The 12077-nt window shown below is 62.9% G+C and carries 11 protein-coding genes; 5 read left to right on the top strand and 6 right to left on the bottom strand.

From position 1 onward, the window contains the following. Nucleotides 1-2: 2 nt before the first annotated feature. From HOP59_RS16675 to HOP59_RS16665, 3 genes are read right to left on the bottom strand one after another with little or no spacing between them, the layout of a single operon-like run. Entirely contained in the window at nucleotides 3-500 is a 498-nt protein-coding gene (locus tag HOP59_RS16675) for a TRAP transporter small permease (RefSeq protein ID WP_234254716.1), read from the bottom strand. After that, nucleotides 472-1128, bottom strand: a complete 657-nt coding sequence (locus HOP59_RS16670) for a TetR/AcrR family transcriptional regulator (protein WP_234254715.1) — start codon at nucleotides 1126-1128, stop codon at nucleotides 472-474. The genes HOP59_RS16675 and HOP59_RS16670 overlap by 29 nt, the downstream gene beginning before the upstream one ends. A gap of 53 nt (nucleotides 1129-1181) precedes the next feature. Next, a complete protein-coding gene (locus tag HOP59_RS16665; protein WP_010628931.1) occupies nucleotides 1182-2318 on the bottom strand; it encodes a C4-dicarboxylate TRAP transporter substrate-binding protein in 1137 nt (378 codons plus the stop codon). 226 nt (nucleotides 2319-2544) lie between these two features. Between HOP59_RS16665 and HOP59_RS16660 the strand changes: the two genes are divergently transcribed. Then, nucleotides 2545-3267: an AzlC family ABC transporter permease gene (locus HOP59_RS16660; protein WP_010628930.1), complete on the top strand. Its 723-nt coding sequence runs from the start codon at nucleotides 2545-2547 to the stop codon at nucleotides 3265-3267. Continuing rightward, nucleotides 3267-3584, top strand: coding sequence for an AzlD family protein (locus HOP59_RS16655; protein ID WP_234254714.1), 318 nt, complete (start codon nucleotides 3267-3269; stop codon nucleotides 3582-3584). Before HOP59_RS16660 ends, HOP59_RS16655 begins: the two co-directional genes overlap by 1 nt. A 25-nt stretch (nucleotides 3585-3609) precedes the next feature. On the opposite strand, the gene HOP59_RS16650 is transcribed toward HOP59_RS16655, so the two are convergent. From HOP59_RS16650 to HOP59_RS16640, 3 genes are read right to left on the bottom strand one after another with little or no spacing between them, the layout of a single operon-like run. Beyond that, nucleotides 3610-5718 carry a YjbH domain-containing protein gene (locus tag HOP59_RS16650; protein ID WP_267965961.1) on the bottom strand — a complete coding sequence of 703 codons (2109 nt, stop codon included), beginning with the start codon at nucleotides 5716-5718 and terminating at the stop codon, nucleotides 3610-3612. After that, the gene (locus tag HOP59_RS16645; protein ID WP_234254712.1) at nucleotides 5715-6503 is read right to left on the bottom strand and encodes a capsule biosynthesis GfcC family protein; all 789 of its coding nucleotides are present in this window, start codon (nucleotides 6501-6503) and stop codon (nucleotides 5715-5717) included. The genes HOP59_RS16650 and HOP59_RS16645 overlap by 4 nt, the downstream gene beginning before the upstream one ends. A 6-nt stretch (nucleotides 6504-6509) precedes the next feature. Then, nucleotides 6510-7049: a YjbF family lipoprotein gene (locus HOP59_RS16640; protein WP_234254711.1), complete on the bottom strand. Its 540-nt coding sequence runs from the start codon at nucleotides 7047-7049 to the stop codon at nucleotides 6510-6512. A 910-nt stretch (nucleotides 7050-7959) separates the two neighbouring features. On the opposite strand from HOP59_RS16640, the gene HOP59_RS16635 reads away from it, so the two are divergent. The 3 genes from HOP59_RS16635 to HOP59_RS16625 all read left to right on the top strand — a co-directional run bounded on the left by HOP59_RS16635 (nucleotide 7960) and on the right by HOP59_RS16625 (nucleotide 11829). Then, nucleotides 7960-9087, top strand: a complete 1128-nt coding sequence (locus HOP59_RS16635) for a polysaccharide export protein (protein WP_010628925.1) — start codon at nucleotides 7960-7962, stop codon at nucleotides 9085-9087. After that, nucleotides 9087-9524: a low molecular weight protein-tyrosine-phosphatase gene (locus HOP59_RS16630; protein WP_010628924.1), complete on the top strand. Its 438-nt coding sequence runs from the start codon at nucleotides 9087-9089 to the stop codon at nucleotides 9522-9524. The genes HOP59_RS16635 and HOP59_RS16630 overlap by 1 nt, the downstream gene beginning before the upstream one ends. Before the next feature lie 88 nt (nucleotides 9525-9612). Then, nucleotides 9613-11829 carry a polysaccharide biosynthesis tyrosine autokinase gene (locus tag HOP59_RS16625; protein WP_234254710.1) on the top strand — a complete coding sequence of 739 codons (2217 nt, stop codon included), beginning with the start codon at nucleotides 9613-9615 and terminating at the stop codon, nucleotides 11827-11829. Nucleotides 11830-12077: the final 248 nt, after the last annotated feature.

Genomic DNA, 12077 nt, shown 5'->3' with positions numbered 1-12077 from the left:
TCCTAAAGGGCTTGACGTAAACGCAATGCCTTCAGCATGTTGGCGAAAATCGCCAGCATCATGGCGCCGAAACCGACGGGTAGCGCCCAGCGGCTGGGCCAGAGGTAAAAGCGGAAGTTGGCCATGGCCGTTTCCATGCGGGTGGTCGCACGCATGGCATCGAGATAGCTCTGGTAACAGAGCATGCCGAAATACAGCAGGCCGAGGCTGCAAGCAAAGAGATAAAGGATCAACTGCAGCGAAGCGGGAAGACGGCCGACCAGCACATCCACACTGATGTGCTCACGCTTGAGCTCGACGTACGCCAAGGGCAGGAATACCACGGCCACCATGTAATAGAAGGAGACCACTTCCAGCGTGCCGGGAAACGACTTGCCGAGCAGATAGCGAAGTGCCACGTCCAGTGTGACATGCAGCGCCATGAGCAGCAGAAACAGCGCCGCCAGCGTCAGGGCGAGTTTGGCTACCCAGTCATTCAGTATCTCGATCGTTCTTGTCATTGTGTGGAACTCTCTTGGTGTTCTCCGAAGTGGAAAAACCCAATTCCAACAGGGTTCGTTTCCAGAACAACAGCATGTCCCGGTACAGCGCCGGGTCTTCACGCCAAATGCTCTGTGCCCCCATACCGCGCATCATGCAGAGCGTGGCATTCAGCGCCACACGCTTCTCGTGCGAGCTGTGCTCGGCATTCATGACCAGCTGCTCCCAGATCTGCTCCAGGGAGGCGTTGAACGTCGTGGCCAAGGGCACCAGTACCTCCTTGATGGCCGGGTCGGTGCGTGCCGTGGTGAGAAACTCCAGCGTCACCATGTACATGTCGCCCTTGAAGTGCTCATGCAACGCCTGCAGCATGGTTTCGAAATCGAGCTCGCCTGCCTTGATGCGTGTCGCCATGTCCTGAACGCTCTCGACTTCCCTGTTGAGGATGTCCTCCAGTGCAGCCTGCATCAGCAACTCCTTGGAAGGGTATTGATGCAGCAGAGCGCCGCGTGAAACGCCGGCTTTCCGCGCGACGTCCACCGTCGAAGTGGCGCGAATGCCTTTCTCCAGAATGCATTCGATGGTCGCTTGCTTGACCCGGCTCTGGGTTTGGCGTGAACGTTCTTCCTGGGTCTGGCGCTTGGTCATGGCAAATTCCGTTGGCAGCGGCCGCCTCGGTGAGGCGGCCTGAGCGAGACGGGTCAGTAGATCCCGTAGTCTGCCGGCAGCTTATCGAAGATTTCGCGCATTGCCAGAGCGGCGAGCGCCTCTTCATCGTTGCGGTCTACCTCACCCACCAAGCCTTGCCACTTCTCGTAGGTCGCAAGGAAGTCATCGATCAAGGCTTCGGCATCGTCGACCCCGTAGTTGTTGCGGGCCGTATCGTAGATGCCGGCCAAGGCCCTTTCACGGTACGCCTCGACCGAATCCATCAGGTCTTCGCCGGGTTCGTAGACGTTATTGCCGTGGCCTATCGCTTCTTCCAGAGCCGCATCGGCAGTCGCCAGGTACTGCACGATCATGCGCGTCATGGCCTTGGCGGTCGCCTGCTTGAAGACGTCCCGCTCGCCATCGCTCAAACCGGCCCAGAACTCGGAATTGAAGCCCCACTGAGGGCCCGACCAATACATGCCGGTGGGCAGCAGGGTAGTGTGCTGCGCCACTTCCCACAGCGAGCGGTCGATCAAATCGTTGGCCGCGTTGGAGGCGCAGTCCAGAGAGCCGCGATCCAGGCCGCTGTACATTTCGCTTGATGGAACGTTGACCGGTACGCCGCCGGCTTCCTCAACCCAGGCTGAAACGGTGGAACCCGCGGTACGAATTCGCTTTCCACGCAGCTCTGCCAGGGTGCGCACCGGCTCGCGGCAGAACAACACGTAAGGGGGCGTGTTGTAGGCGCCCAGGTAGACGATATCCAGCTCCTCCCACTCCGCCAGCTGGATCGGGTTGCGGGTGCTGAAATCGGTCACGGCCAGAATGCCGACAAGCGGATCGTCGAAGTTGAAGCCAAGTTCTTGCACCGCATTGGCGACCGGCATCTCGGAAGGGGTGTATACCGCAGCGTGGTGGGCTACCTGAACGATATTGTCCTGAATGCCCTGAAGGTTGGCGCGTGGGGCCAACAGCACCGTGCCGGTGTATACCTCGGGCTTCAGTTCGCCATTGGAGAGTTGCTCGACCGTTTCCGCCCACTCAATGTAGCCATAGCGGGAATGCGGATGTTGCTGGTCGTAGAAGGAATTGGCGATGAAGGAAGTGGAAGCCTGCGCCGTGGTGAAGAGGGCAGGTAGGGCCAGTGTGGTGACAGCCAGTGTCAGCGCCTTGCGTTTGCAGGTCATATTGTTCTCCCGTTCCGTATTGACGGCGGCTTTGTTGCTCTTGTGATCTCGCGTTGGCAGAGTTGGATAGCCAACGTACGAATTCCAAACTAGACTCTGCCAAAGAAAAAAACAAGCAGGACTGTTTGTTTTTTTCTTTGCAGCGCCAAGCTCGGTAGGTCGGCGAACATTAGCCACTTGGCTCGAGGAACGGTATGACGGGGAGTCTTCATGCAAGGGGATGGTGATGAACAGGCAAACGAATAGCGAGGCGTGGCTGGATGTACCGGGCACCTGGCGCGGCCTGGTCATGATGATGCCAGTCGCCACCTTCACGGTGGCTTTCGGTCTGGCCTTCGGGGTGGCTGCCGTGCACCATGGCCTGGCCAATTGGGAAGCGCTGCTGCTCAGCACCCTGGTGTTTTCGGCACCGTCGCAGTTCGCGGCGCTGGATATGTGGCACTCGCCCATGCCGCTGCTCGCGCTGGCCACCGTTACCGTGGCAATCCACACGCGTCATATGCTGATGAGTGCGGCGCTATACCCTTGGCTGCAGCCGCTTGGCCGTGGCCGGCAGTTTGCCTTGGTGGTGCTGATGAGCGACTCCAACTGGGCGATGGCGCTGGGTCAGTACCACCGCGGTGAGCGCAACCTGGGCATCTTGCTGGGCAGCGGCATTGCCCTGTGGGCGGCATGGATACTGGGTACTCTGGTAGGCGTGGCCTTCGGCGGCGGGATCGCCCAGCCGGAGCGCTTCGGCCTGGATGTGATCATGCTCTGCTTCTTCCTGATGATGCTGTTTGGCGGTCGGCCACGCCTGGTCATGGCTATGCCGTGGCTGGCGGCGGCCATAGCGGCGCTGGCGGCCTACCGCTGGCTGCCGCCTTACCTGCATGTCATGGTGGGGGGACTGGCCGGCGGCCTGGTGGCCGTGGTGATGCCCAGGCATGGAGAGGGGAAGCCCGGTTGATGAGCTCCATACCGCTGTGGCAATCACTGTTGGCCATCGGCCTGTTGGCGACTATCGCCTATGGTTCCCGCGTGCTTGGCTTGCTGGTCATGTCGAGAGTGCCCCTGGGCCCCAAGGTGCAGCGCTTCGTCGATGCCATGTCCACGTCGGTGCTGATCGCCATCGTGGCACCGTTGATCATGTTCGGCGACGGCGGAGCCCGCCTGGCTGCGCTGGCAACGACACTGGTAGCCATCCTATGGCGTAGCCCGCTGCTCGCCATCGGCCTGGGCATGGCGGCGGCCGCTGCCTGGCGCTGGTGGCTCCAGGCAGCGTAAGACCGGGCACGGCCACCAGCGACGCTTACTCCCACATGGCGTCGAATTCTTGCCAGTAGTTCCTCAACTGGCGCTCTTTGGTCAGCTCGTAAAGCGAGTAGCGACGGTTGAGACGCGCACCGCCATCCCGGGTGAGCGGTTGCCAGGCGATGTCGGCGCGATCGCGGCTCGAGCGCACGAAGAAGGCATCGAGCGGGATCGAGAGATACAGCGCCTTGTCGAAGCTGCCCTCACCGAAGTCGTTGCCGACATCGGTGAAGGTGGCCCAGCCACCCACACGCACGCCGTTGGCGAATTCGCGAGAGAGATCGAACGTAACACCGTGGTCGCCCGCCAGATAGCGACCGACGCTGATCTGTGCCAGCAGATCCTCGAAGCCGGTATCGACATAGGCGCTGAGGTGGCCGGTCCAGGCCTGATAGTCGCGCAATTCGAAGCGTTGATCGAATTCGCGCTGGCGTACGCGGTTAATATCCAGGCCGAGTGCCCAGCGGCTGTTGAAGGGCCGATAGAGCACTTCGCCGCCCACCCCGGCGTACATCATCTCCAGCAGCCCGCCGTAGCCCAGCAGATACCAGTCGGGGGCGAGTTGTGCGGTGCGGGTGTACTGCAGTTGGGTGATGCCCGCATTGGAGCTGGCCAGGTAATCGCCGATATAGGTTCTCACCCGAGGCAGTTCCGAAGCGGCGATGTACTCGTAGCGGTCCAGGTTGTCGGCCAGGGTGACGTCTCCCCGTACCGACAGCCAGCCTTGGGCGTCCGTGTACCAATCCGCGTCGGCGTAAGCCGAGAGCCGGTACAGGTAGCCATCCGGGCCGCCGAAATTCTGTTCCAGCGCCGGGCCGATATGGTAATCGAAGCGGCGTGGTGTACTGCGGTAGAGCGTCTCGCCAGCGCTGGGTTCCAGCTGCGCGTGTACGTAAACGCCCTGCAGATGGTCGCTGGCAGCATCCGTCGAGGCCACCCCAGCCGCGAAGGAATCCCGCGGGTGCACGCTTTCACGCAGGGCCAGCCCCTGCGATTGCCAGCGATAGCGGAACTCGCTTACCTCCGGTTCGAGCTCAGCATGCAGGATGCGCCCCGCACGGCCCTCGCTGGTGGCCAGATTGCGATAGCGCAGCGGTTCGGCCGTCACTCGAACACTGTTGCCCTGGCGCGCCACTTCGGCAACCCGCATGCCGGCGTTGGCTTCCAAGGCTCGAGCAACCTGCTGCCAGTCGCCTTGCGGTGCAGCATCCAAGGGCATCGGGCGCGGGTCCTGCTTGGCCTGGGAGAGCCCCGCCAGGTTGGTGGAAATCGAGACCCCGGCCATGAAAACGTCGCCACGCTGCCAGCCGGCATGCAGTGAAAGACTCTCGCCAAGCTGCAGTCGCGAGCCGAGGTTGAGCCGCGACTCGCGGCGGAGGGGGGCGCTGGCCGGCTCGTTACTGTAGTCGTTGCCTTCGTACTCGAGCTGTAGCACCAGCGGCTGCCACGGGGTTTGATACTCCACGCCGCCGAACAGAGCGGCCGGCCCACGGAACAGCTGCGAGATCTCGAACTGGCCGCCGCCTTCGCCATACTCCTCGGGCCGCTCGTCGAAGCGGCTGTCGAGCCAGCCAAGCGGTGAGCCGGCGTCGCCGCTGGCACCCAGGTAGCCCCAGCCCACGCCCAGAGAAAAATCGAATTCACCTAGGCGCTTGCTGGCCACCAGATACTCGGCGCCGAACAGGGTGGTACCGCCGGCATCGCGTAAGCCCAAGGCGACCTGAGGCCGATAAGGGCCTTCCTGCAGCAGCCGGAATTTGGCATCCAGCCCCTTGTCGAGATAGTTGCGGTCGCCGGCGATACGCTCACCGTAGAGCTTGTCCTCTATCTCGACATAGCGAAAGCCCGCTTCCAGCCATGGCGTGGGTTGAACGAATACCCCATAGCGACGGTAAGGCGCGGTACGGCTGAAGGTGGCGGCAAAGTGGCCCAGCGGCGCCATGCGCGCGGTGGGGGTTTGCATCAGGCCGACCCCGCCGAAATCGCTTTGGCCGGTACCCAGGGCCCATGCCGTCGGGCTGCACAGCAGCAGCGGGGCAAGGCCTGCATAGCAAAGCCAGGAGCCAACGCGCCTGGCAGCGCGCTGTCGGGCAGAACAAAAAATCATCGGGTAGGCCATAGGGTACAAACGTCACCGGGTAGGCGAGTGGCAAGAAAACGTACCAGCAGCCGGTTGACCAGGCTGCCCTCCAGGGTGCCGCCCATGTCATGTTCCGGCAGCAGCAACACCAATCGGGCGCCGGGTGCCAGCGGCAGCGATTCCCGGTTCCAACTGGCAACGCCCAGCGTGGTGGTTTCGCCCAAGGGTGAAATCAGGGTCGCCCGGTCCAGGGTGCGATAGCCGTTGGCGGGCAACTGAGCGATGGCCCCGGCGGTGGTCATACCCGGCTGCCATGGCAGCCGGGATACGCCGTTGGCACCCCACACTTCCACCCAAGGTGGCGGCTCACAAGTGCCCAGATGAATCAAATTGCCGACTGGGACATTGCGCCGCAGCGAAGCGGCAAGCCAGGGAAGGTCGAGCCGCTCCGGAGAGCGGGCGGCTTCGGCAGGCAGACCTTGAACGGCGTGATGCCAAGCCTGCAGGTGGCGTGCCCCGGGCTCGTGTCCCATCAGTCTCAGGGTATCGCCCAGGCTGGCGAGCTCTCCCAGCAATTCCGCTCGAAGCGGCTCTAGAACGCTGGCATCTCTAGTGCGCAGGGCGAAGCTATAGGCCCAATCGAGAGGTTCCTGCTCCTGGGCCTGCCACGCCAGCCATGCCTCGAGCAGCGTGGCGGGCATGGCACTGTCGGTCGGTGCTTCCCGCTGCGCGCTGGCGGCCGCGGGCCATAGCGAGAGCGCCATCAACAGGGCCACCCAACGTTGGCGTCGCGTCTTTGCACGGTCATACATGAGTGTCTATTCCCACCAGTGACGAGCCACCTGCCAGTGAATGCGTGGCGCCCCCGGCCAGGGGCGCTCATCCACTGCCCACAGCGTGAAGTCGTGAGGATCGCGCCACAGCTTCGAGCGCTGGCTTGGGCCGTGCTGCCACTGCAAGTGCTGAACACAACGCTGCAACAGGCGCTCACCCAAAGGCAGTCTGGTCGGTTCGGCTTCGGCACACTCGAGCGTGCCTTGGGCTACGCCGCGCTCGAGTTCACCTTCGGCATTGCGCCAATGGCGTACCAATTGGAAACGGGCTGGTGTTTCGAGCTGCCAAGGCAGTATCGAATCCGGGTAATGGGTCGCCATCAGGTCCTGCTCCAGCCCGCTGGTGGCGTAAAGACCACCGCCGTGCAGGGCCAGCATCATGCCGTCGGCCAACGGCCAGTAGCTGTGCCCACCCACTTGGGCGCCCATCACGGCCAAACCCTGCATGCCACCCATGCGCAACGACAGCGAAGCGTAAGGGATCTCGGCTGCCTGAGCGGGCAGCCCGCTTCGCTGGGGCAGCATCGTTTGCAATGAGGTCCCAAGCGGGCTCAGGCCGTCGCTGGCGCAACCGGCCAAACCGAGTGTGGCCCCACACAACAGCAAGACCGCCCGGAGGCGGCCTTGCAAAGGCAGGCGATATTGCGCAAACCGCATCACTGGGTGCCGGTGGTTCCTGTGGTACCCGTACCACCGCTGCTGGAACCGGATGAGGCCACAGCGGCACCTACGGCAACGGCACCCGCTACGGCAATACCCGCCAATGCCGCAGTGGAAAGGCCGGTAGCTGCGCTCAGGCCTGCCAGGCCGCCGCCAGCGGCTGCACCGCCTGCGCCGCTAGCGGCTGCACCGCCTGCGCCTGCGCCTGCACCGCCTGTTGTAGCCGTGCCACCAGCAGCGGTACCCGTACCGGTCGTTCCGGTACCCGCCGTTCCAGCAGCTTCCTGAGCCATAGCCAACGGAGAGAGCAGCATGCTCGTGAGAGCTGCCACCGCAATAACCTTGATCTTCATTCCGAGACTCCCTGTGCACGTGGCGTCGCCAAGTGGCGACTGTTACTAAAAGTTACAAATCTGAGGCTTGGGTCATATGATGTTAACGCCATGAGAATGCTCATGCCTAGCACTCTTTGCGTATGGGTCTTTTGGTGTAAGCCAAAGACTACAAGAGTTGTAGGAGATCCACTCAAAGCATAGAAAAAATGACCAGAGGCATGGTCTCCATGTAATGCGATGTGTAGTATCGCCACGTTTCTCTACGCCTAGGTGTTCGCCTTGTCGCATATTGGCGACACCAACAGGCCGTGACTCAAGTTAACAGGCTCCTCTGTCAGCGCCTTCGTGCTGACAGGGAGGGCTTTTTCCGGCCTCGGGGATGCGCCAACCAACACCCCGGGGCGGTAGCGTGTCTGAACGAAATGCAAGGGGCTGGCTGAATGCAACACACTCTTTTTTCACGGTTCGCCCTGCTGGCTTGCGTGGGTCTGCTGGCCGGCTGCGCCTACGCGCCTGGCGGGCATATCCATTCCCGAGCCGAAAGCGCCCCGCTCGACGATCTGGTGGAGATCCGTCCGATCACCCCAGGGCTGCTGCGTGCCCAGCAGCCAGCCCCCAGCAATGCCGACATGCGCCGCCTCAGCGATACGTTGCTGGCCGATGTGGAAGGCTACGACTACCGAATCGGCCGGGGCGACGTGCTCAGCGTCATCGTTTACGACCATCCGGAGCTGACGATACCCGCCGGCGGCGAGCGCAGTGCCGCGGAGTCCGGCAACGTAGTGCACAGCGACGGGACACTCTACTATCCTTACATCGGCCGGTTGCCGGTGGCAGGCCGCACGGTTTCGGAGGTGCGCGATACGATTGCCGCTCGCCTGGCCACCTTCATCGCCGACCCTCAGGTGGAAGTGCGGGTGGCCTCCTTCCAGTCGCAGAAGGTGCTGGTCACGGGGGAAGTTCAACAGCCAGGGCGCCAGGCCATCACCAACGTGCCGCTCACCGTGCTCGATGCCATCAGCCATGCCGGCGGGCTCAATGAAGCGGCCAGCTGGCACGAGGTGACGCTGAATCGCGACGGCGAAGAGTACCGCATCTCCCTGTACGACATGCTCTATCGCGGCGAGCTGAATCAGAACCGTGTACTACGCGACGGCGACGTGCTGCACGTAGCCGACAACATGGCCCAGCATGTCTTCGTCATGGGCGAGGTGGGCGAGACCCTAAGCCTGCCCATGGGCCGTTCGCGGCTCTCGCTGACCGACGCGCTGGCCCGGGCCGGCGGTTTCAACGAGGGCAGTGCCAATGCCAGCGGCATCTTCGTGATTCGTGAGGCCGCACCCGAAAGCGGCCAACTGGCCACCGTTTACCAGCTCGACGCACGCAACGCCACAGCCATGATGCTGGGTACGCGCTTCCAGCTCGAACCCAACGACGTGATCTACGTGACCACCACGCCGCTGGGCCGCTGGAACCGGGTGATCAGCCAGCTGCTGCCGAGTATCACTGCGGTGTATCAGGTCACCCGCGCCACGCGAGATATTCGAGACCTGCGAGACGATTTCTAATGTTCCAGCGTATTCTCGTCGTCTGTATCGGCAATATCTGCCGCAGCCCGGTAGCCGAAGCCATGCTGCGGGAACGGTTGCCGCATCGCGAGTTCAGCTCCGCCGGCCTGGGAGCGCTGGTGGGGCGGGGCGTAGAACCCACCGCTCGCGAGCTGGCCGAAGCCGAAGGGCTGGACGTGTCGGCCCACCAGGCACGGCAGCTCACCCCGGCGCTGCTGCAAGCCGCCGATTTGATTCTGGTGATGAGCGACGGCCAGCGCCACGCCGTGGCCGAAATGGAGCCAGCCGCCCTGGGGAAGACCATGCTGCTGGGTCGCTGGCTCGATGGCGGCAAAGGCCGCGAAATCCCCGACCCCTACCGCAAGAGCCGCGAAGCCTTCGAGCACGCTCACGAGCTGATCAAGCAAGCCACCGAAACCTGGGTCGGCAAGCTGTGAGCCACCACTTCACTTCTCTCTTTTAACGTGTTGTTTTTCTTCAAGCGTCAGCTTGTCACTGCACTAGCTTGAAGCTCACGGAGTACCCATGTCAGAAGTAGCTCAGCCCACCGCTCCGGCCCCCCAGGCGCCGGCCGACGATGAAATCGACCTGGGCCGCCTGTTCGGCCTGCTGCTCGACCACAAATGGTGGATCGTGGCGATTACGGCGCTGTTTACCGTGCTCGGTGCGGCCTATGCCTTGTTGGCCACGCCCATCTACCGTGCCGATGCCCTGGTGCAGGTGGAGAGCAAGGCCGGCCTGAGCAATCCGCTGCAGGACATGCGCTCCATGCTCGGCGAAGAGACCAAGGCCGAGGCCGAGTTGGGTATCCTGCGTTCACGCTTGGTGCTGGGCCGTGCCATCGAGCAGGAGCGGCTGGACGTGACGGTAACGCCGCGTCGCCTGCCACTGGTGGGCGACTTCCTCGCCCGGCGTGGCCTCGAGCGACCGGCCTTCGTCGACCGGTACGCCTTTACCCGGCGCAGCGTATGGGGCGGCGAAACCCTCAACCTGGGCGAGCTGCGTGTCGGCCCTGCCTTCCAGGGTCAGCCTTTCGTGTTGCGGGTGCTCGATGGTGAGCGTTACCGCCTCAGCCTGGAGGGCGAAGAGCTGGGAGAGGGCCGGGCAGGGCAGAACGAAAGCTTTCTCGGCGGCCAGGTGGATCTTCGCATCGCCGAAATAATGGCTGCCCCGGGGGCCGAGTTCACCCTGGTGCAAGAGCCGCTGCTCGACGTAATCAACGACCTGCGCTCGCGCTTCAGCGTCAGCCAGCAGGGGCGCGACAGCGGCCTGTTCGATCTCTCAGTGAGAGACGCCGAACCGGTCCGCGCAGAGCGCACCCTCAACGCCATCAGTCAGGTGTATCTGACCCAGAACATTCAGCGCCAAAGCGCCGAGGCCGAGCAGAGCCTCGAGTTCCTCGAGCGACAAGCGCCGGAAGTGCGCGGCCAGCTGCGCCAAGCAGAAGACACCCTGAACGCCTACCGCATGCAGCAAGACAGTGTCGATCTCTCGCTCGAAACCAAGGCCATTCTCGACCGGATCGTCAATCTGGAAGCCCAACTGAACGAGCTGGAGTTCTCCGAGGCTGAGATCTCGCGCCGCTTCACCCCCAGCCACCCCACTTACGCCGCCCTGCTCGAAAAGAAGCAGCAGCTCCAGCGCGAGCGCGCTCAGCTCAACGGCCAGATCAACAACCTGCCGGAAACCCAGCAGCAGATGCTGCGCCTCACCCGCGACGTGGAAGTGACCCAGGAGATCTACGTTCAGCTGCTCAACAAGATGCAGGAGATGAACATCGCCCGGGCCAGCACCGTGGGTAACGTGCGCATTCTCGATGGTGCCATGGTGCAGCGCCAGCCTGTAGAGCCGAGAAAATCGCTCATCGTGATCCTCGCTACGCTGCTGGGCGGCATGGTGGCGGTGGGTGTCGTGCTGGTGCGCGGCCTGCTCAACCGCGGAGTGGAATCGCCCGCCCAGATCGAGCAGGCCGGGCTGCCGGTGTACGCCACCGTGCCGCTCTCCAATGAGCAGAGCAAACTCACCGAGCGGGTGCGGCGGCGCCAGGAGCGCAAGGGCAGGGCAGTGCCCATGGCATTGCTGGCCGAGCGTGCCCCGGCGGATACCTCCATCGAGGCGCTGCGCGGCCTGCGTACCAGCCTGCATTTTGCCATGATGGAGGGCAGCGACAATCGCCTGGTGATCACCGGCCCCAGCCCTGGCATCGGCAAGAGCTTCGTTTCCATCAACCTGGCAGCGGTGTGCGCCCAGGCCGGCCAGCGCGTGCTGGTGATCGATGCCGACATGCGCAAGGGACATATCCACTTCGCCTTCAAAGGCAGAAGCGAAGGCGGGCTCTCCGAGCTGCTGGCCGGCAAGGCCAACTTGGACGAAGTGCTACGCACCACTACCCAGGAAGGGCTGAGCTACCTCTCACACGGCAGCGTGCCGCCCAACCCCTCGGAGCTGCTGCTTACCCAGCGCTTCAGCCAAATGCTGGAAGAGGTCAGCCAGCGCTTCGACCTGGTCATCATCGATACCCCGCCGGTATTGGCCGTGACCGATGCTGCCGTGGTGGGCAAGCAGTGCGGTACCACCATGATGGTGGTGCGCTTTCAGCACAACCCCATCAAGGAACTCGAAGTGGCCCGGCGCCGCCTGGAAACGGCCGGGGTTGAAGTGAAGGGCTGTGTTCTCAACGCCATCGAGCGCAAGGCCGCCACGGCCTACGGCTACGGCTACTACAACTACGCTTACAAGTAACACTGAGCCTACAAGTAACTCCGATACCGATAATAAGCCCAAAAAGCCCTAGCAACCCCTAACTAGCCAAAACATACCGCCGCTACGGCGGCGGTGTGTTGCGACTCAGTTCGTAACAGCAAATATACGCATACTCATCAGGGCGATAATAACCACCAACGTAACGCCCGCAAGGATCAGCGAACACAGCGCACATGACACCGTGCGCTTGGCAGGGAACATGGAACTCTCACACTCACGCATGGGCC

It is taken from the genome of Billgrantia aerodenitrificans, assembly GCF_021404405.1.
In the GTDB taxonomy this organism is placed as follows: Bacteria; Pseudomonadota; Gammaproteobacteria; order Pseudomonadales; family Halomonadaceae; genus Halomonas; species Halomonas aerodenitrificans.
The sequence above is the reverse complement of the archived record's forward strand: the minus strand, read 5'-3'. Positions and strand labels throughout refer to the sequence as shown.

Excerpts from the sequence above, each read along its gene's own strand:
- HOP59_RS16675 (WP_234254716.1), bottom strand. The coding sequence starts at position 500 with ATGACAAGAACGATCGAGATACTGAATGACTGGGTAGCCAAACTCGCC.
- HOP59_RS16670 (WP_234254715.1), bottom strand. The coding sequence starts at position 1,128 with ATGACCAAGCGCCAGACCCAGGAAGAACGTTCACGCCAAACCCAGAGC.
- HOP59_RS16665 (WP_010628931.1), bottom strand. The coding sequence starts at position 2,318 with ATGACCTGCAAACGCAAGGCGCTGACACTGGCTGTCACCACACTGGCC.
- HOP59_RS16660 (WP_010628930.1), top strand. The coding sequence starts at position 2,545 with ATGAACAGGCAAACGAATAGCGAGGCGTGGCTGGATGTACCGGGCACC.
- HOP59_RS16655 (WP_234254714.1), top strand. The coding sequence starts at position 3,267 with ATGAGCTCCATACCGCTGTGGCAATCACTGTTGGCCATCGGCCTGTTG.
- HOP59_RS16650 (WP_267965961.1), bottom strand. The coding sequence starts at position 5,718 with ATGATTTTTTGTTCTGCCCGACAGCGCGCTGCCAGGCGCGTTGGCTCC.
- HOP59_RS16645 (WP_234254712.1), bottom strand. The coding sequence starts at position 6,503 with ATGTATGACCGTGCAAAGACGCGACGCCAACGTTGGGTGGCCCTGTTG.
- HOP59_RS16640 (WP_234254711.1), bottom strand. The coding sequence starts at position 7,049 with ATGCTGCCCCAGCGAAGCGGGCTGCCCGCTCAGGCAGCCGAGATCCCT.
- HOP59_RS16635 (WP_010628925.1), top strand. The coding sequence starts at position 7,960 with ATGCAACACACTCTTTTTTCACGGTTCGCCCTGCTGGCTTGCGTGGGT.
- HOP59_RS16630 (WP_010628924.1), top strand. The coding sequence starts at position 9,087 with ATGTTCCAGCGTATTCTCGTCGTCTGTATCGGCAATATCTGCCGCAGC.
- HOP59_RS16625 (WP_234254710.1), top strand. The coding sequence starts at position 9,613 with ATGTCAGAAGTAGCTCAGCCCACCGCTCCGGCCCCCCAGGCGCCGGCC.